At 44.2% G+C, this 18,492-nt stretch carries 18 protein-coding genes and 1 pseudogene; 2 read left to right on the top strand and 17 right to left on the bottom strand.

The genetic code is table 11. The features are described 5' to 3' along the window. From JMF81_RS07340 to JMF81_RS07320, 5 genes and pseudogenes are all read right to left on the bottom strand, one after another. Positions 1-729: pseudogene (locus JMF81_RS07340) on the bottom strand (NAD(P)H-dependent oxidoreductase); the annotation flags it as partial. A gap of 112 nt (positions 730-841) precedes the next feature. Continuing rightward, a complete protein-coding gene (locus tag JMF81_RS07335) occupies positions 842-1,213 on the bottom strand; it encodes a PTS glucitol/sorbitol transporter subunit IIA (RefSeq protein ID WP_201310801.1) in 372 nt (123 codons plus the stop codon). 30 nt (positions 1,214-1,243) lie between these two features. Continuing rightward, positions 1,244-2,263, bottom strand: coding sequence for a PTS glucitol/sorbitol transporter subunit IIB (srlE, locus tag JMF81_RS07330; RefSeq protein WP_201310800.1), 1,020 nt, complete (start codon positions 2,261-2,263; stop codon positions 1,244-1,246). Between the two features lie 18 nt (positions 2,264-2,281). After that, positions 2,282-2,791: a PTS glucitol/sorbitol transporter subunit IIC gene (srlA, locus tag JMF81_RS07325; protein WP_201310799.1), complete on the bottom strand. Its 510-nt coding sequence runs from the start codon at positions 2,789-2,791 to the stop codon at positions 2,282-2,284. Positions 2,792-2,923: 132 nt separating this feature from the next. Next, positions 2,924-3,385, bottom strand: coding sequence for a transcriptional regulator GutM (locus JMF81_RS07320; RefSeq protein ID WP_201310798.1), 462 nt, complete (start codon positions 3,383-3,385; stop codon positions 2,924-2,926). A 224-nt stretch (positions 3,386-3,609) separates the two neighbouring features. Between JMF81_RS07320 and JMF81_RS07315 the strand changes: the two genes are divergently transcribed. After that, positions 3,610-4,566, top strand: a complete 957-nt coding sequence (locus JMF81_RS07315; RefSeq protein WP_201310797.1) for a sugar-binding transcriptional regulator — start codon at positions 3,610-3,612, stop codon at positions 4,564-4,566. Between the two features lie 157 nt (positions 4,567-4,723). Here JMF81_RS07315 and JMF81_RS07310 read toward each other — a convergent pair whose 3' ends face one another. The 7 genes from JMF81_RS07310 to upp form a co-directional block, all read right to left on the bottom strand. Then, complete coding sequence (locus JMF81_RS07310) at positions 4,724-5,692, bottom strand: sugar-binding transcriptional regulator (RefSeq protein ID WP_201310796.1); 969 nt, start codon at positions 5,690-5,692, stop codon at positions 4,724-4,726. Positions 5,693-6,090: 398 nt separating this feature from the next. Further along, positions 6,091-6,846 (bottom strand): 4-hydroxy-tetrahydrodipicolinate reductase, encoded by a 756-nt coding sequence (gene dapB, locus JMF81_RS07305; protein ID WP_201310795.1) that lies wholly within the window; start codon positions 6,844-6,846, stop codon positions 6,091-6,093. Positions 6,847-6,859: 13 nt separating this feature from the next. After that, positions 6,860-7,744 (bottom strand): 4-hydroxy-tetrahydrodipicolinate synthase, encoded by an 885-nt coding sequence (gene dapA, locus JMF81_RS07300; RefSeq protein WP_201310794.1) that lies wholly within the window; start codon positions 7,742-7,744, stop codon positions 6,860-6,862. A 42-nt stretch (positions 7,745-7,786) separates the two neighbouring features. Next, the gene (locus JMF81_RS07295) at positions 7,787-8,275 is read right to left on the bottom strand and encodes a cob(I)yrinic acid a,c-diamide adenosyltransferase (protein WP_201310793.1); all 489 of its coding nucleotides are present in this window, start codon (positions 8,273-8,275) and stop codon (positions 7,787-7,789) included. A gap of 75 nt (positions 8,276-8,350) precedes the next feature. After that, entirely contained in the window at positions 8,351-8,983 is a 633-nt protein-coding gene (locus JMF81_RS07290) for a single-stranded DNA-binding protein (protein ID WP_201310792.1), read from the bottom strand. Between the two features lie 120 nt (positions 8,984-9,103). After that, positions 9,104-10,924 carry a translational GTPase TypA gene (gene typA, locus JMF81_RS07285; RefSeq protein ID WP_201310791.1) on the bottom strand — a complete coding sequence of 607 codons (1,821 nt, stop codon included), beginning with the start codon at positions 10,922-10,924 and terminating at the stop codon, positions 9,104-9,106. A 118-nt stretch (positions 10,925-11,042) separates the two neighbouring features. After that, positions 11,043-11,675, bottom strand: coding sequence for a uracil phosphoribosyltransferase (gene upp, locus JMF81_RS07280; protein WP_201310790.1), 633 nt, complete (start codon positions 11,673-11,675; stop codon positions 11,043-11,045). 100 nt (positions 11,676-11,775) lie between these two features. Here upp and hydE point away from each other — a divergent pair, with 100 nt between their 5' ends. Further along, a complete protein-coding gene (gene hydE / locus JMF81_RS07275) occupies positions 11,776-12,819 on the top strand; it encodes a [FeFe] hydrogenase H-cluster radical SAM maturase HydE (protein ID WP_201310789.1) in 1,044 nt (347 codons plus the stop codon). Positions 12,820-12,957: 138 nt separating this feature from the next. Here hydE and ftsZ read toward each other — a convergent pair whose 3' ends face one another. From ftsZ to mraY, 5 genes are all read right to left on the bottom strand, one after another. Further along, the gene (ftsZ, locus tag JMF81_RS07270; RefSeq protein WP_330597396.1) at positions 12,958-14,103 is read right to left on the bottom strand and encodes a cell division protein FtsZ; all 1,146 of its coding nucleotides are present in this window, start codon (positions 14,101-14,103) and stop codon (positions 12,958-12,960) included. Positions 14,104-14,185: 82 nt separating this feature from the next. Next, positions 14,186-14,968: a cell division protein FtsQ/DivIB gene (locus JMF81_RS07265; protein WP_201310788.1), complete on the bottom strand. Its 783-nt coding sequence runs from the start codon at positions 14,966-14,968 to the stop codon at positions 14,186-14,188. 14 nt (positions 14,969-14,982) lie between these two features. Further along, a complete protein-coding gene (locus tag JMF81_RS07260) occupies positions 14,983-16,098 on the bottom strand; it encodes an FtsW/RodA/SpoVE family cell cycle protein (RefSeq protein ID WP_243282574.1) in 1,116 nt (371 codons plus the stop codon). Between the two features lie 3 nt (positions 16,099-16,101). After that, the gene (gene murD, locus JMF81_RS07255; protein WP_201310787.1) at positions 16,102-17,466 is read right to left on the bottom strand and encodes a UDP-N-acetylmuramoyl-L-alanine--D-glutamate ligase; all 1,365 of its coding nucleotides are present in this window, start codon (positions 17,464-17,466) and stop codon (positions 16,102-16,104) included. A 13-nt stretch (positions 17,467-17,479) separates the two neighbouring features. Further along, a complete protein-coding gene (gene mraY, locus JMF81_RS07250; RefSeq protein WP_201310786.1) occupies positions 17,480-18,451 on the bottom strand; it encodes a phospho-N-acetylmuramoyl-pentapeptide-transferase in 972 nt (323 codons plus the stop codon). Between the last annotated feature and the right edge of the window lie 41 nt (positions 18,452-18,492).

The raw sequence follows: 18,492 nt of genomic DNA, 5'->3' as shown, positions 1-18,492 counted from the left end.
TCCTCCGATCACATCCGGCACCAGTCCCGTATAGTTGGACATCGCTGTCATCTCTACCATGGTCTTTGTTCCATCTTTGAACGCGCAGAGCATCTTCGGGCTCATCTTTCTTCTTGTTGCTTCTTCCAGCACTGTATCCGGATTGCAGTCATAGTCGATCTTATTGTTCTTTCCTTTTCCCATGACTTCCACGTTCATTCCCATGGCTTTGGCAAAGCTGTACAGTTCCATAACAGCTCCCGGCTCATCTCCTGCGGATCCTGTATAGATGACTCCTTCTTTTTCTGCCATCTTCTTCAGGTAAGGTCCGATTACAACATCCGTTTCTACGTTCAGCATGACTACATGTTTTTTATTCTTCATGGCGTCTGTCGCTACTTTGGCTCCTACATCCGGAACTCCTGTAGCGTCGATGGCGCATTCTACCAGATTTGCCCGGGAAACAAAATCCGCATCCTCGCATGCTACGTATTTTCCTGCTTCCATGGCTGCGTTTGCGTCCGCAAGCGTCTTTGCGATCACGATATCATCATCCGTAACGCCTGCGTATTTGAATGCGTGTACCGCATTCTCTATTTTAATATCAGATACGATCGCCGGCATGATTCCGTTCATCAGCACCATCTGGGTTACCATTCCTCTTCCCATCTGCCCTGCACCGACAATACCTGCCTTGATGATTTTTCCTTCTTCCTGTCTCTTCAGCAGCTTTTTGTCCATATTTAACATAATTTCATTCTCCTATCTTAACTACACAATGTAAATAACAATTTATAGTTTTGGAGTACTCCTTTTTCAAATATGCCTTTCGTGCGCATCGATTTTATAAGGCTATTTGTTTTTATGAATAAACTTCTATGGTTCCGCCGATCTCAATATCCTCCGGCAGAAGCTGATTTCCTTCCAGCATAATACATCCAGGGCGTTCTGCCTCCGGACCTCCCTTGAAATCCAGCGTACAGTGTCCAAGTTCCGCCCATGTCTTCGGCGCTTCGCTTCCAACTGCACTTACTTTGAATTCTTTTTTACAAATTTTGATTGTATCTCCTACGGCCGGCGCTTCTTTTAATTCCGCTTTTGTATGAAGAACGGATAATTCCGCCAGCTCCGGCGGCGCATCCTCATTAAAAATAATGATAAAATTCATATCTTCATCTTCCAGAAATGCCAGCGCATCTGGTCCAAGTCCTACGATTTTTGCCTGATACTTCATAAAACTCCTTTCCTTCGCCTTACTGCATTTTTAATACATTCCAATACTAAATGCAAAAGCGATCAAAACTGCTAAAGGTCCTGTAACAATACGCTCAAACAGAACAGCCGGAACACCATATTCGATCGTTTCAGGCTCTGCTTCTCCAAGGCTCAGTCCTACCGGAACGAAGTCACATCCTACCTGAGCGTCAATTGCGAACAATGCAGGAAGAGCATACTGCGGAGGAATATTGCCTAACGCAAACTGTGATCCGAGCAATGTTCCTACAACCTGAGCAATTACAGCTCCAGGTCCAAGTACTGGTGACAGAATCGGAATACCGCAGACAAACGCGATGATTACCATTCCCGGAAGTGTGGAACAAATTGGTGAAATAGTCTTTGCAATGACATTACCTAATCCGCTGGCAGAAATGATTCCCAGCAAAGTGGCTGTAAATGCCATAAACGGAAGGATTGTTCCGATTACCATTTCGATCGTATCACGGCCGGCCTGGAAACAAATATTTACAACCCTGCCGACTACTTTACCAATACGGGTGACAATGTTTTCTTTCTTTCCTTCGCTTGCCTTTGCCACTTCTTCTTTTGCCTGCGCTTTTGACTTAGGCTCTGAGCCTGCTTTTGCCGTTTCTTCCTGAGCAGACTGAGATGCAGGATTTCCTACTGCCTGTCCTGTATAATCTGATTCATAAATATCAGATTCCTTAACGGCTGATACATAGATTTCCGGTGTAATATATTTTGCAAGAGGTCCTGCTTTTCCTACCGGTTCCAGATTTACCGTATAAATGCCTTTTTTCGGATAAACACCGCAGCGCGCTGTACCGCCGCAGTCTACTACGGCGATCAGGATTTCATCGTCCGGAGCCGTTGTCTTAAATCCGTCCAAAACTTCTGCGCCTGTCATATCCGCAATCTTCTGTGCCACCGGATGGATTCCTCCGCCTGTAACACTCAGGACTTTGTTGCATTTTTCCGTCGGCGTAATCGTAAGAGGACCTCCCCATCCGCCGCTGCCGGCTTTAATTGTAATTGTTTTATACATACTGGTTTCCTCCTTCCATTATTTGCTCAATGCTGCAAAAATCTTTTCACACAAGATACCGCGGATTAAAATAACAATGACACCTACGATAAAATAACGAACCGCAAGTCCTCCCACGGATAATCCCAACTCCTGAAGACCGGATGCAATTCCGGTATACACGAACAGCTCACCTGCATTGGCATGTGGGAACAAACCAGTAATTGGATGACAGAAGGAAACACTTGCATCATAGAATGCTGCTTTGTGTTCTTCTTTTACGAATCTTCCAAATGTATACTGTGCCGGGTTTGTCAGGAATATATCCGCTAAAATAGGAAGCAGTGTATAACGCAGAATGGTATACTTCGTAATTTTCTGACAAAATCTCTCCACCCTGTCTGTTCCGATAAATCCGATGACTGCATTGACAGCCGTCATCAGACATACAACCAAAGGGATGATTCCTGTTACCCAGCTCACAAACTGTTCACCGCCTGCGTTAAACAGGCCGATAAACGCATTCGCCACATTAGAAATAACTTCCATAATTGATCCTCCTTTTTGTAAGTTTCACTAAGTTTATATAAATGTCCCGCAGAACAGACAGAGAAAGAAACACTTCCGGGCCCTTGACGCGTCCCTTCCCATCTGTACTTCGCTCCATATATATCTGAATTTTTAGACTGCTCTGCCCGTTGTTCCAAGCAGTTTTGTTTCTTCTCCTGTATCCTGCTCTTCTTCCTTTCGGTTCAGCCTCTGATCCAGAGCCTCCAGAGCATTGATATATCCTTTATATCGTTTCCTCTTTTTCTTATCCATTTGATGAAGTTCATCCAGATAACTGTAGATGCTTTCTCCCATCACATCTCTCCCAAGAAAACTTTTCCATGGCCTGAATCTGGCCAGGAAACTGAATCCCTTCATGATCTCACCGCCCGTAATCGTCCCATTCTGGTCACAGGCTATCATAACAATATACCCCGCAGATAATCCCCCTCTTTTTTGTCCGAAACCTACATTTCCAAATTTATGTACCCTTCGAATCGCTTTTTTATAATTCAGTATCTGAAAAACTCCTCCTATCGCCTGAAGCACAAACAGCGCAAAAACAATCAACAGCATTATAGAAATTCCACTCATTTTTTCAACTTCCTTTCTAACATCCTTTTGTGCAACTTTCACAAGTCACATTTGTGCTTTTAACTCACTTTTGTTATTTGTATTATAAACAATTAAATTATGTTCGTCAATATCCTTTATTTTTTTCTCCATTTTTCTTGAATTTTGGGCATTTTTACAATATAATCTCCTTATACAATGGTTACATTTGTGCTTTTACATTTTTATCAAAAGGAACTAAGTTTATGAAGAACAATGAAAATAATGACTCCATGCTGGACAAAATGACATTAATCGCTACTTTGTATTACAAAGACAAGCTTTCCCAGCAGGAAATTGCAAAAAAATTACATATTTCAAGGCCCTGGGTTTCCAAACTTCTCTCCAGAGCAGAAGAACTTGGCATTGTTAAGATTGAAATTGAGTCTCCTATTTCCGGTAATTCTCAGCTGGAGGAACAATTGTGTCAAAAATATAATCTGACTTACGCAAGCGTAATTGACAGCCATGATTCTTCCAGAGATTATGTGGCTATGTCCGCAGTCAATTACTTCATTTCCCAGATCAAACCTAATGATATCATCGGCATAGGATGGGGAAATGCAGTATCCAGGTTCATCAAAAATCTGCATCCGATGAAATTCCCTGACACACAGATCATCCCTCTGGCCGGAAGTTTCGGCGCTACTTTTGAAATCCTCCCAAATTACAATGCGATCCGGCTGGCTGATCTTACCGGCGGAACCGTTCATTTACTGCATATCCCGGCATTTTGTTCTTCGCAGGAAGAATATCAGACTCTGATTACCAATGAGCGGACCAGTCATCTGCTTACTCTGGCGGAACATGCGGATATTGTAGTTACCGGCATTGGAACTTTTGAAACTTCTTTCCTCACCCGTTATGAAATCATGTCCAAAGAAGAAATCCAGACCCTTAAAGACGCCGATGCAATTGGTGATATCGCTCTCCAGTTTCTTAGCAAAACCGGAAAGCCTGTGGATACGGATATTACCCGCCGAATGATTAAGGCAGATATTTTTAAAACCGCCCGTAACTCACGCCTGTCCATCGGCATTGCCGAAGGGATCTACAAGACAGAAATCATCCATGCCGTTTTATCCCTTCATCTGATCAACGCATTTTTTACAACGAAAGAAACGGCTCTGTCTCTTCTGGATGAGAAATCTGAACTTTCATAACAGCCGTGCAAAGAAAGAATCCTGGTACAGGGTTCTTTTTATTCATCTTTATATTCCCTTATATTTCTATTTTTAGAAATTTTTTACAGAAAAATTGTCCAAAAAAGGAAAACTAATCGAAACTGTACTTTTTTCAATTAGTTTTCTTTTCCAATGACTACAAAAGTTGCTCTGCGCAGGCATTATTTGTTATCAAAATATTAATGAATCCTCCTTTGATCGCGCCTTTAATCGCCTTTGCCCGGTCTTCTCCTCCTCCGATTCCTATTCTGCTTCTTACTCTTTTTATCATATCCTGGGACATTCCGGCTACCCTTTCATTGAAAGCCTGAAATTTTTCTGTATTCCCATCTTCATCAAAAAACTGCAGTGCCACATTTCCTGCTACTCCATTTTCAACCAGCGCTTTTGTCTCCTCACTGGTAATATATCCTCCCTGGATCATGGTAGAATCTGTACATGTAGATGTGGCGCCAATTCCCATTACGAGGACATCTAACTTCTGAAAATCGTCAAAGATAAAATTTACCGTCTTCTCTTTCAGGAAATATTCTTTTACTCGCTTCTCCGAAAACAGTGCAGGAGCCAGAAACTGGGTATATGTTCCTCCAAATTTCTCGGCATATTCCCGGGCAATCTGATTGCTCTGCACATCCACATTATTCACTGTGGTCGGACTGATTCCTCCGATGATCGGAACAAACATATAGTGGTTGTCTTTTGGAAATGCCCGTTTCGTTTTCGCTACATTATGCAGCGTCATACCCATGGAAACGCCGATATTATCGCCGTCTTTAAAAAACTGAGACAAGTACAGCGCTGCCCGTTCATACAGTTTGGATATGGACTCGGTCTTTGTATCCAGAGAACTGCTCTCCACTACAATCACATCCTTCAGACCGTATTTCCTTTCCAGGGCTTTCTCCAGCTTTCCATAAGAAAATTGCACCGGATTGATTACTTCCACTTTGACAATTCCGCCCTCTTTCCCCTTCTGAAGCATTCTGGATACCGTTGCTCTGGAAATTCCAAGATAATCGCTGATTTCCTGCTGTTTCATTCCATCTTCATAATACAGACTGCATACTTTATAAATCAGGCGCCAATCGTCTACGATCTTCTTCATGTGATGCTCCTTTCTCTCAAACCGAATCCTCTTATGAATTTCTATGCATTTATTCTATCAAATCTGTCAGGGATATCAACGCAAATTCGCTGAACATTTGTCGAAGTGAATTGTTTTTAAATGTATACAATTACATTTTCTCAGAAATTTTGTGAATAAATTAACAGATAATTTTGTACTGATTTCTATATTTTGAAGCAAATTAAGAAAGAATCCTGCTTTGCAGGATTCTCCGCCTGCGGCGGGCGCATGAGCGGCAGTTTCCGTTCCGCCGCAGTGCGATCCTCGCGGAGCGTTTTTTATTTCATAGGAACGCAGTTCCCTATGAAATGAAAAAGAATCCCAGAAACAGCTCACCTGCTGTCCTGAGATTCTGCTTAAACGACATTCTGTTTTTATTATCCGATCACATCGCTCATATCATACATTCCTGCCGGCTTTCCTGCCAGATAAAGCGCTGCACTTACAGCTCCTTTCGCAAAAACAGCCCTTGAATAAGCTGTATGTTTGAGCTCGATCACTTCGTCCTGTCCCGCAAAGATCACCTCGTGCTCTCCCACGATGGTTCCTCCTCTTACGGCAGAGATTCCAATCTCTTTCTTTGGACGCTGTTCTCTTCTCTGACTGCGGTCAAATACAAATTCATATTCATTGTCCAGTGGTTCATTGACCGCTTCCGCTAAAGCCAGAGCAGTTCCTGACGGAGCATCCAGCTTTCTTCTGTGGTGTTTTTCCACGATCTCAATATCAAAGCCTGCGTCTGCCAGAAGTTTTGTCATGGATTTTAAGAGTTTAAATAATGTGTTGATTCCAAGTGACATATTAGCAGAACGAAGAATGGCGGTTTTTTTACTTGCCTCTTCCACTTTCTTAAGCTGCTCATCCGTTAATCCTGTCGTACAAAGCACGACCGGAATTTTCTTTTCTGCCGCATAATCCAGCAGGCCATCCACTGCCGGCGCTGCTGAAAAATCTATGATTACATCCACATCTTCTTTGCAGTCAGACAGATTTGTATAAACCGGATAATCATTGTGTCCATCATCCCTGCGATCCACTCCTGCTGCCATTACCGCATCATCTGTCTCTTCCACTATTTTTGTTATTACCTGTCCCATGACTCCATTGCAGCCATGCATCATAATCTTTGTCATCTTTTGCAACTCCTTAGAGAATTCCTGTTTCTTTCATTGCTTTTATTAACTGCTGCGCATTTGCTTCTTCCATCTCTGTCAAAGGTCTTCTCAGAAGATCTCTGCAGTATCCCATCTCGGAAACGGCGCGTTTTACCGGAATCGGATTGACTTCACAGAATAATTTATGGATTACTTCCAGGTATTTCATCTGGATATCCAGCGCGCCTTTTGTGTCGCCTTCCATGAATTTTGCCACCATATCATGAGTTTCTCTTGGCGCTACGTTAGACAGCACAGAGATCACTCCTTTTCCTCCCAGTGACAGGACCGGAAGCACCTGATCATCATTTCCGGAATAAATATCCAGATCTCCCTGGCTTTCATAAGCTACATTGGCAACCTGAGAAAGATCTCCGCTTGCTTCTTTGATGGCAACGACATTCTCCGCTGTTCTTGCAATCTCTGCCGCTGTCTTTGGCTGGATATTGGTTCCTGTACGTCCCGGAACATTGTACATAATAATCGGAATATCCACTGCCGCAGCGATCGTTGTGTAATATTCTTTTAATCCGCCCTGAGTCGCTTTGTTATAATACGGAGTAACAACCAGAAGTCCGTCCGCTCCGACTCCCTGCGCTCTTTTACCAAGAGACAGCGCTTCATCTGTACAATTGGCTCCGGCTCCGGCAATAACCGGCACTCTCTTATTTACATGAGATACACATGCCCCGATGACTTCAATCTGTTCGTCATGACTCATCGTGGATGCTTCTCCTGTGGTTCCGCAGATAATGATGCTGTCGGTTCCGTTATCGATCTGAAAATCAATAAATTTTTCCAGCTGATCATAATCAACGGATAAATCCTCTTTGAATGGTGTGATCATCGCAACACCTGCGCCTGTAAATATTGACATGCTATTCATCCTCCTATCATCTTATGTAAATGCTGTCTGATCTTAAGATTCTTTCATTGTTTCGATGCAGTAAACGGCATCTACGTAGTCCATCAATTCTTCCGGAAGACTTCTCCCCGTCATGATGACATCCAATTCCTCACTGCGTTCTTTCAGCAGATCGATCAGATTTGACGGTTCAATGATCTTCAGATCCAGCAGCCCCAGAACCTCATCCAGGATCAGAACATCACACTGACGGGTATCAATGACTTTTTTCGCATATTTCAGCCCGTTAAAAATATAGTGATCCTGTTCCTTCTTTTCTTCTTCACTGAGATCCTTATACTGCTTTTCATACTTCTCAAACCGGAATAACTGCACTTCCGGCTCCAGCCGCCTGATAAAATCAATCTCTTCCGTGTCTTTTCCTTTCAGGAACTGAACAATAATGACTTGCTTTGCCTGGCCTGCAGCTTTGATGCAGTGTCCGATGGCGCAGGATGTTTTTCCCTTCCCCTGGCCACAGTAAACTTCCACTCGTCCTTCCATCTCATCACCTCAAAGAATCTTCCTTTTGTAATATTGGTTTATTATATCATTTTTAATACAAGAAATCCAATTTATTTATGCATCCTTTTCGTGGATTTCTAATTTATTTACAGAAACTTCATAGGCTGTACGTTTTACTATCTCATTTTCGCTGATCCGCTTCTGGTATTCCCTGCTCTGGATCCTTCCGATCAGTTCAATCCTGGAGCCGATCTCAAGGTTTCCGGCAAATCTGGCATTCCGCCCCCAGCAGATGCACGGTATGTAATCTGATTTCCCATAAGACCGGTTGACTGCCAGCAGGATATCACATATTTCTCTTCCAAGAGGCGTCATGCGGTACACCGGCTGTTTGCAGATGAATCCGTCCAGGACGATGTGATTCGGCTTTACATCATCCAGGGATTCCAGGAACTCAATGTCCCGGACAAAGACAGACAGCACCAGATGATTCCTGTTCTCCTCATGCTTGTTATAGGAACGGAACTGCCCGCATGCTCTTACCAGCCGGCCTCTGTAATCTTTCGTTACATCCATTAATCGTTCTGATATCAGCAGAGGTATCTCATCGGTCGCTTCGCTTAGTCTGTTTACTAAAAGTTTGACTGTATAAAATCCTTCTCCAAAAATCTCGTGGCTGAATTGGAATTCGGACTGAATCCGTCCTGCCACCTCCACTTGATTATGATTGATTCCTTGCTCTGTCATACTCTTTTTCTCCCTTCTTGTGTCAATTGTCATACTTTAAAGACTATTCCAAAATTGACTCAAATAGAAGAAAAATCCTTCGACAAAGTTCCCCGGCTTATTCCGATCCTTTCCGACACTTTATGAAAATTTTGCCCGCTTCCTCATTGTAGGGTCCAGGATCTTCTTGCGGATTCTGATATTCTTTGGTGTGATCTCAAGGAGCTCATCCGTATCGATAAATTCCAGTGCCTGTTCCAGACTTAATCGTTTCGGAGGTGATAATTTCAGCGCGTCATCTGAACCGGAAGCCCTTGTGTTTGTAAGCTTTTTGGCACGGCAGACATTGATCTCGATATCTTCTGTCTTTCCTGTCTGTCCGATAACCATTCCTGCATATACTTTTTCTCCCGGTCCTATGAACAGCGTTCCTCTCTCCTGAGCGTTAAAGAGTCCATATGTGATGGTCTCCCCTGCCTCATAAGCGATCAGTGATCCCTGTTTCCTGTACTGGATATCTCCTTTGTAAGGGCCGTATCCGTCGAATAATGTATTTAAAATACCATTTCCCTTGGTATCTGTCATAAATTCTCCCCGGTATCCGATCAGTCCTCTGGATGGAATGGAAAATTCTAATCGGGTATATCCTCCTGTTGCCATGGACATATTCCTAAGCTCTCCTTTTCTCTGGCTTAGTTTTTCGATGACCGCACCGGAAAATTCCTCCGGCACATCGATCACAGCAATTTCCATCGGTTCCAGTTTCTTCCCATTTTCATCGGTATGATACAGGACTTCCGCTTTGCTGACTGCAAATTCATATCCTTCTCTTCTCATGTTTTCAATCAGGACGGACAGATGCAGTTCTCCTCTTCCTGACACCTTAAAACTGTCTGTGCTGTCACTTTCCTCTACCCGGAGGCTGACATCCGTATTTAATTCCCGGAACAGACGATCTCTTAAATGTCTGGATGTTACATATTTTCCTTCCTGTCCGGCCAGCGGACTGTCATTTACCATAAACTGCATGGAAATAGTCGGTTCTGAAATTTTCTGGAACGGAATCGGCTGTGGATCTTCCAGGTCACAGATCGTATCTCCAATGGTCAGATCCGCAATTCCTGAAATTGCCACGATGGAACCGATTTCCGCCTTCTTGACATCTACCTTCTCCAGTCCTTCAAATCCGTACAGTTTCGTGATCCTGACTTTTTCTCTTCTCTCCGGATCATGCTCGTTTACAACCATACATTCTTTATTAACCGCAATGGACCCGTTGTCAACTTTTCCGATTCCGATTCGTCCTACATATTCATTATAATCAATCGTACTGATCAGAATCTGCAGCGGTTTTTCAGGATCTCCTTCCGGCGCTTCGATATGATCAATGATCGTCTCAAACAGAGGCTTCATATCTTTCTTTTCATCCTCCATATCAAGAACCGCAAACCCTTCTTTTGCTGAAGCAAATACAAACGGGCAGTCCAGCTGTTTGTCACCGGCTTCCAGTTCCATCAGAAGTTCCAGTGTCTCATCTACAACTTCTGCCGGCCTGGCTTCCGGGCGGTCTACTTTATTGATACATACGATCAGGGAAAGATCCAGCTCCAATGCCTTTCTCAGCACAAATTTTGTCTGAGGCATCGGTCCTTCAAACGCATCTACCACGAGAATTACCCCATTTACCATCTTAAGAACACGCTCTACTTCTCCTCCGAAATCCGCATGTCCTGGCGTATCTACGATATTGATCCGGACACCGTCATACACAACGCCTGTATTTTTTGAAAGGATCGTAATTCCTCTCTCTTTTTCAATATCGTTGGAATCCATAACTCTCTCAGCAACTTCCTGATTTTCCCGGAATGCTCCGCTTTGCTTCAGCAGCTCATCCACCAATGTTGTTTTTCCATGATCGACATGGGCGATGATTGCAATATTCCTTATGTCTTCTCTCTTCATCGTATCCTTCTTTCTTTATGTTCTGAATCAAAATTATGCTTACTTCAAATAAATCAATAACTTTGTTATTCTATCATAAAGCTGTGCGGGAGTAAAGCATCCGTATGCACCCTCTCTTTTATTTTGTTCCGAAAATCCGGTCTCCTGCATCACCAAGTCCCGGCAGAATATAACCATGTTCATTTAATTCCCGGTCTACCGCGCCGCAGTAAATACTGATATCCGGATGTGCCTGTGCCAGGCGTTCCACACCTTCCGGAGCCGCAAGGATCGACACAAATTTAATCTGCTCTGCTCCCTGTTTTTTTACAAAATCTACTGCCGCATCCGCAGATCCCCCGGTAGCAAGCATCGGATCAACAATAATCACCAGTCTCTGGCTGATATCCTCCGGCAGTTTGCAGTAATACTCTTTCGGCTCCAGCGTTTCTTCATCCCGGTACATGCCCACATGTCCTACTTTCGCGCTTGGAACCAGCGACAGCATCCCATCTACCATCCCAAGACCCGCCCGCAGGATTGGTACGATCGCAAGCTTCTTGCCTTTCAGCATCGGTCCTTTCATTTTTTCCAGCGGAGTCTCAATTTCTACCAGTTCTGTCTCCAGATCCCGCATAACCTCATATCCCATCAGCATGGAAATTTCCCCTGCAACTGTACGAAACTCCCGTGTGCCGCAGTCCTTACTGCGGATCAGCGATATTTTATGCTGGATCAGCGGGTGATCAAAAATGATTACATTATCTCTCATCAATTTCCCCTTCCTTTTATTTCTTTTTTCTAATTCTATCATATTTCTTTCCCTTTTTACTACCTGTATGTTATAATACCCGAGTAAAGGAGTATGAAATATGAACGTATGGAATTTAATTGAAACTTTATATAAAGATCAGACTCTGGAGAAAGAAGAACTTGTATTTCTTCTGGAACACCGTGATGAGGAAACTGCTTCCTGTCTCGGAGAACTGGCCAGAAAAGAAGCTCAGAAAATCTACGGAAACAAGGTATTTCCAAGAGGACTGATCGAATTTACCAACTACTGTAAAAATAACTGCTATTACTGCGGCATTCAGGCTTCTAATCGGAATATCAGCCGTTACCGTCTGTCTCAGGAACAGATTTTAAGCGCCTGCCAGAACGGATATGATCTGGGATACCGCAGTTTTGTCCTGCAGGGAGGAGAAGATCCTTATTTTTCTGATGAACGGATGGTACCGGTTGTGGAAGCCATCCATGAATCATTCCCTGACTGCGCTATTACCCTGTCCCTTGGAGAACGTTCCCTGGAAAGCTATCAGAAGCTTCACGCCGCAGGAGGCCGCAGATATCTTCTGCGCCACGAAGCCATTTCACCACGGCTTTATGGAAAACTTCACCCTGAAAAAATGTCTCTCCGGCATCGGATCCAATGTCTCTATGACCTGCGTACGGCCGGTTTTCAGGTAGGTACCGGATTTATGGTCGGCGCTCCTTTTCAGACTCTTGAAAATCTTGCGGACGATCTTTTATTTATTCAGAAACTTCATCCGCAAATGACAGGGATCGGTCCTTTTGTCCCTCATCATGACACCCGGTTCCGTGACTTTGCCGCCGGAACTGCCGAACTCACCATCTTTCTGATCAGTATTCTCCGGCTGATGGATCACCATCTGCTCCTTCCGTCCACCACAGCTCTGGGAACTATCGATCCCAGCGGCCGTGAAAAAGGAATTCTTGCCGGGGCCAATGTCGTAATGCCGAATCTCTCTCCTACGGATGTCCGAAAAGATTATGCGCTCTATGACAACAAAATCTGCACAGGGGAGGAAGCCGCGGAATGCATCGGATGTCTGAGCCAGAGAGTTGAAAGCATTGGCTATCAGCTGGAATTTTCCCAGGGAAACTACCGTCCTTGATCGGGCGGCAGTGTTTCTCACACTCTCTTATTCCAATTCCAAAGAAATTTTCTCTGTATCCATTGAAAACAAAAATGCCGTCCAAGGCATTCTTCTGATCTTTCCATCAGAAACGTCCTTGAACGGCATATGTATTTCTTATTTTCTTCTGCTCTTTAACAAAAATTCAGGAATCACAATCTTGGAATCCTTGTCCTCCACAGTTGCAGTCTGATTGTCTGGTTCATATGCAGCTGCTGTATTGTCTTCCGTCTCAACTCTGCCATTATGGATCGGCTGTCCGGAAAATGCCGGACCTGATGCTGTGTGCGGCTTGTATCCAGTCCGCGCAGCGCTTCTTCCATCCGTATTCTTGATGCCTGTGGCAATGATCGTTGCGCTGATCTGATCTCCAAAATCTGCATTGACCGTACCGAAGATCACGTTGACTTCCGCTCCGGCTTCGTCTTTCAAGTATTCCACAGCCTGCTGAGCTTCCAGCATGCCGACAGCGCCTGCGAAGTTAACAATAACATCTGTAGCACCTGCAACGGTTGTCTCAAGCAGCGGACTCTCCATCGCTGTCTTGATTGCTTCCAGCTCTTCGTCTGCGACTCCCATACCGATATGAGCAATTCCTTTGTCTCTCATAACCGTCTGAATGTCTGCAAAGTCCACATTGATCAGTCCCGGATTATAAATCATATCTGTAATTCCCTGTACGCCCTGCTGGAGAACTTCATCTGCCTTCTTCAGCGCGTCCGGGATCGTTGTTCTCTTGTCACAAATCTGCAGAAGCTTGTCATTCGGAATTACGATCATCGTATCCACCTGATCCTGCAGTCTCGCAATTCCTGACATGGCGTTGTTCATCCTGGGTTTTCCCTCAAATGAGAAAGGTTTTGTCACAACTCCGACCGTCAGGATGCCCAGTCCTTTCGCAATCTCCGCAATGATCGGAGCCGCGCCTGTTCCGGTTCCTCCTCCCATACCGCATGTAACAAATACCATATCCGCGCCTGTTACAAGTTCTGTGATCTCTTCTCTGTTCTCTTCCACAGCAGCTTCCCCAATCTCAGGTTTTGCTCCTGCTCCAAGTCCTTTTGTCAGTTTCTCACCAATCTGTATCTTTGTTGAAGCTTTACATAAAGATAAAGCCTGTCTATCTGTATTGACTCCTACGAGCTCTACGCCCTGGACATTCTCATCTACCATTCGATTGACGGCGTTATTTCCTGCTCCCCCAACACCTATCACTAAAATCCTGGCTTGTGTATTCTCTACACTAGGCATAATCTCAACCACGTTGCTCCTCCTTCATGTCACTAACGACAACCCACTATAATTCTATACATTAATCTAATGATACCGTTTTTGCTATGTTTTTTCAACTATTTTTTGGCTGAAAAATCGTTATTTTCTGGTATTCATCAAAGTATCTCATGTCTACAGTTCCGCTTTTTCCTTTTAGTTTTTTCAAAATTCCAGCCAATTCCGGAATTTTAATATCTATATTTTCATTGTCACATAAATCTACAGTAATATCACCGCTGATCAGCAGCGCTGTCCCGTCATCTTCCATATAAATCTGGTCAATCGGAATGTTATATTTGCCAATAGTCGTGGCAAGTTCCAGAATAAAAGAAAATACATTCTTTTTCTTTACCGGTATTTTCTCCTGCATGACCAGCTTTTCAAATTTCAAACCTGTAACCAGAGGCACATCATCAAATTTTTTCTGACTGCTCTCCAGCGCATACCCGTTTTTGTCAAAATAAACATATTTTCCATTATACAAAAGACATCCGGCCCGTTTCTTTTCGTTGATATGTATCGTAACCGTATTTGGTCCGTTGATTTCCACATCATAAGATTCAATAAATGGCAGCAGCTCCGGCTGTTTGATTTTGCTTAAAAGAAAATAGGCGACCGTATTGTTTACATATCCTTTTTTCTTCACAGCCTGCTTTACTTCTGCCTTTGTATAATCCTCCACATCGGCGATCCTGATCGTCTTGATCGGACAAAATGCCGCGATTCCTCCAATCGCAAGAATCAGGCATAAAATCAGGCCGATCAGTATTCTTTTCACCGGAATATGGATCTTCCTCTTCTCCGGTTCTTTGCGTTCGCTCATCCGGATTACTTTTTTCTCGTCTTTTTCCTTCATAAGCACTCATCCTTTTATAACCGTATTCTCTTGGAGATGGAAAGCACAATTCCCATTTCCGCCATAATAGCCAGAATCGAGCTTCCTCCGTAACTGATAAACGGAAGCGGGATTCCTGTCGGCGGTATCGTGTTGGTAACAACCGCAATATTGATAAACACCTGCACGGCAATATGCGTCATAAAGCCAATCGCAATCAGAGATCCAAACAGATCTTCCGCATTCATGGCAATCAGAAGCATCCTCCAGATCAGTGCCATAAATACAAGAATCAGACAAATAGCTCCAAACAGCCCCAGCTCCTCACAAATGATCGAAAAAATCATATCATTATGAGACTCCGGCACAAATCCCATTTTCTGCATGCTCTGTCCCAGTCCTTTTCCGAAGATTCCTCCAGAACCGATCGCATACAAGGCCTGCATGGTCTGAAGCCCCTTTTCATGAGATTCCGGATGAAGCCAGATCTGAAGCCTTTCGTTTCGGTAGCTGCTGGAAAATGCCAGATATGCCACAAGAACGCCCACCATTCCGAGGGCAACTCCGATCAGTTCCTTTGTTTTCGGACTTACCACAAAGACCATAACACCTGTAATCGCACAAATAACCAGAGCCGTACTCAGATTCTGATATGCTACCAGCCCGATGACCGGCACACATTTGAGCAGCACTTTCAGCGTATCCCAGAAACTCCTCATTTTACCGGCATTTCTTGATAACGTGTACGCCAGATACATGACCAAAAGGATTTTGGCAAACTCTGACGGCTGGAACTGAAATCCTCCAATAGAAATCCAGCGGACGGATCCCTTTTTTGCCGCGCCAATCGCCAGCACGATAACCAGCAGCGCAATGCTGAGTCCATAGCATCCTCTGGCAAAAAATAAATGTTTAAATACCCGGTAGTCGATCTTGCAAAAGGCGATCATAAACACCGCGCCAATTACCACTGCCGCCGCCTGACGTATCAGCCAGTGATACGGATTTCCATATGTGATCGTACTCTTATATGAACTTGTGCTGAAAATCATAACCATTCCAAATAATATCAAAAATATCACCAGAAACAGCATGGGATAATCAAAATATTTCTTTCTGGCCAAATACTTCTCTTTAATCCGGTTTGCCACAGCCTACAGCTCCTTTAATTTTTTTACACATTCTTTAAAGATATCCCCTCGTACTTCATAATTCGGGAACATTCCCCAGCTTGCGCACGCCGGAGACAGCAGTACCGCATCTCCATCCTCTGCTTTGTCTGCCGCGTACTGAATGGCTTCCTCCATGGAATCCACAAATACAACAGCTTCAAAACCGTGCGCCTTTGCGGTCTCGGCAATTTTCGAAGCCGTAGCCCCCATAAGGATCAGCTCTTTTACTTTTCCGTCAAAGGCCTCTATCCATTCATCATAAGCTGCCTTTTTATCATATCCGCCGCCGATCAGATAAGTCGGGCGGTTCATCGCCTGGATTCCTTTGATGGCCGCGTCTGGATTTGTTCCTTTGGAATCATTATAATAAGCCACTCCGTTTACCGTATCTACGTATTCAATCCTGTGCGCCACTCCTTTAAACTTCCTGATTCCTTCCCTGATATATTCGGCAGGAACCCCCATATAATAAGATACCGCAATGGCAGCCAGGATATTTTCATAATTATGGTCTCCCAGCAGACAGGTGTCTTCCAGAGTACAGACTTCCGTCTTTGTTCCATCGTCTTCGATGATAAACCGGTCTCCCTCCATATAAACTCCTTCTTCTGCTTTATGATGAAGGCTGAAAAATACCACCCTGCCTTTTGCACGGTCTGCCATCTCTCTCGTTGTCTTATCTTCATAGTTCAGAACCATGACCTGATCCGGTCTCTGATTTTTCCCGATGGATTCCTTGGTTTTTGCGTAGACTTCCACCGTGCCGTGACGATCCAGATGATCCGGCGTGATATTTAATACCGCGCAGACATCCGGACAGAAATCAACGATCGTTTCCAGCTGAAAGCTGCTGATTTCCGCAACGATCCTGCTGTCCTCTTTCGTATCCAGAGCCACACTGGTGTACGGAGTTCCGATATTTCCCACCACAAAAGTGCTGTCATAATATCCTTTCATGATTTCTCCGGTCAGAGCCGTTGTCGTCGTTTTTCCATTGGTTCCTGTAATCGCCGCGATTTTGCCTTTTCCCGCCTGATAAGCCAGTTCAATCTCACTCCAGACCGGTTTCCCCTGATCTGCAAACAGACAGGCGATCGGCGCGTTTACGGAAATTCCAGGACTCAGAACGAGAAGATCAAACTCTTTAACCTGTTCTTCGTTTACTTCTCCTAAAATCAAAGGAATCTTTGTTTCCTGATATATTTTCTGATACAAGGCTTCTGGATCCAGATCTTTATTTCCATCTGTCAGCACAACGTCAGCGCCGGCTTTCAGCAAAAGATTTACAGATCCAATCCCGCTTTTTCCTGCTCCCGCAACTAAAACTTTCTTATCTTTCAATGCCATGTTCTTCTCCTTACTAAATTGCTACCAATCCGATCAGACAGCTTACTGCTGTAACGATCGCAAAAATCGCCACAACCTTCGTTTCCGGCCATCCGGAAAGTTCAAAATGGTGATGGATCGGCGCCATTTTAAATAATCTTTTTCCTCCTGTAACTTTGAAGTAACATACCTGCAGCATAACAGAAATCACTTCAATCATATAAATAAACGCGACGATCGGTATGAACAGCGGCAGTTTCAGCATAACCGCTGTAGCTGCCACAAACCCGCCCAGGGCAAGCGATCCTGTGTCTCCCATAAACACCCGCGCCGGATATACGTTAAACACCAGAAATCCCAGAAGCGAGCCGACTGTCGCACAGGAAATCGGCCAAATCCCCGGGTCGTTTCCAGATGCTCCCATACCAATGGCTGCTACTGTAAAAAAGGTAGCGATCAGCACTGTTACACTGGACGCCAGACCATCCAGACCGTCTGTGAAGTTTGCCCCATTTACCGTGCCAAGCAGAATAAGGAAAATTCCCGGGACAAAAAAGATTCCCAGATCCAGATATTTCCCATGGGTAAATGGAATCAGCATCAGCGTTCCTGTGTCCGTATAGTTGATCAGATAATATGCAAATATGCCTGTAACGCAAATCTGACCCAGCATTTTCTGCCATGCTTTCAGGCCAAGATTTCTTTTCATGACTACCTTAATATAATCATCGATAAAGCCAATAAAGCCAAATCCAAGAGTTACAAACAAAATCGGTATCACGGCCGGATAATCTTTCACATAAAACAGTGAAGCTATCACGATGCCAAGTAAAATGATCAGGCCTCCCATGGTTGGAGTGCCAGACTTCTTCAGGTGTGATTCCGGGCCCTCTCCCCGGATGAACTGGCCGAATTTCAGCTTATGAAGATATCGGATCATCAGAGGGCTTAAAGCCACACTGATGAAAAAGGCAGCCAAAACCGGCTTTACAATTCCATAATTCATATCGCCACCTCATTTGTTACTCGCCGCTTGTGAGGATAAGA

The sequence above is a fragment of the Anaerostipes butyraticus genome, assembly GCF_016586355.1.
GTDB lineage: Bacteria > Bacillota > Clostridia > Lachnospirales > Lachnospiraceae > Anaerostipes > Anaerostipes butyraticus.
The sequence above is the reverse complement of the archived record's forward strand: the minus strand, read 5'-3'. Positions and strand labels throughout refer to the sequence as shown.